The sequence below is a fragment of the Vibrio sp. 704 genome, assembly GCF_033339295.1.
Genome location: NZ_JAWOUH010000421.1, coordinates 1 through 715 on the forward strand (window position 1 = coordinate 1; position 715 = coordinate 715).

Consider the following 715-nt stretch of genomic DNA (forward strand, 5'->3'; position numbering starts at 1 on the left):
GCATCAACTCTTCATCAAACAGCCTTTGATGATGGAAACCCGGATGCTCGCTGTCACTGTAGTAAATCGCAATATCAACGGGCTCATGTAAGAAATCTAATCGGCTTGCCTTTACTCGAAGCTTGATATTGAGAGAAGGATACAAACGCTGAAATTCCACCATACGCGGCAGTAACCAACTCTGTGCAAACGTGGGGGCCACGCCGATGTAAAGCTCGCCACGCAGCTCGTTGAATTTGATGTCTTCAAGCTCAGAGAAAATCACCTCAAACGATTGGTTAAGCGCGTGCAGTAATCGCTCACCTTCTTTGGTCAGTTCTAATCGCCTCGTCATGCGCACAAACAAGCTGAAACCCAGTTGTTCTTCCAGTGACTTAATGCGTTGGCTCACTGCCCCTTGGGTAATAAACAACTCTTCAGCGGCTTTGGTAAAACTGAGACACTTACCAGCAACGGCGAAAGTGTACATGTTAGAGAGCATCTGCTGTTTTCTGTCCATCTTGGCACTCGACATAAATTAGAAAGGCTAATGCATAGCAAGTTTAAATTGGTTTGTATAGCGAATCACGATGCTTTTAAATCAAACTGTCTTATCCATAACGAGAAACAGCACGATGAAAAAGAATCTAAAAATTACCATTATTGGTGCAGGCTCCAGTTACACGCCTGAGCTTATCGAAGGTCTCATCAAGCGCAATCATGAACTGCCTATCGG

General features: G+C 44.6%; 2 protein-coding genes. One reads left to right on the top strand and one right to left on the bottom strand.

Going from position 1 to position 715, the window contains the following annotated elements; translation table 11 throughout:
* Positions 1–499, bottom strand: a 499-nt coding sequence (locus R7R24_RS26860; protein ID WP_318120139.1) for a LysR family transcriptional regulator, incomplete at its 3' end; no start/stop codon positions are given.
* A gap of 115 nt (positions 500–614) precedes the next feature.
* Between R7R24_RS26860 and R7R24_RS26865 the strand changes: the two genes are divergently transcribed.
* On the top strand, positions 615–715 hold a 101-nt coding region (locus R7R24_RS26865), incomplete at its 3' end, for a hypothetical protein (RefSeq protein ID WP_318120140.1).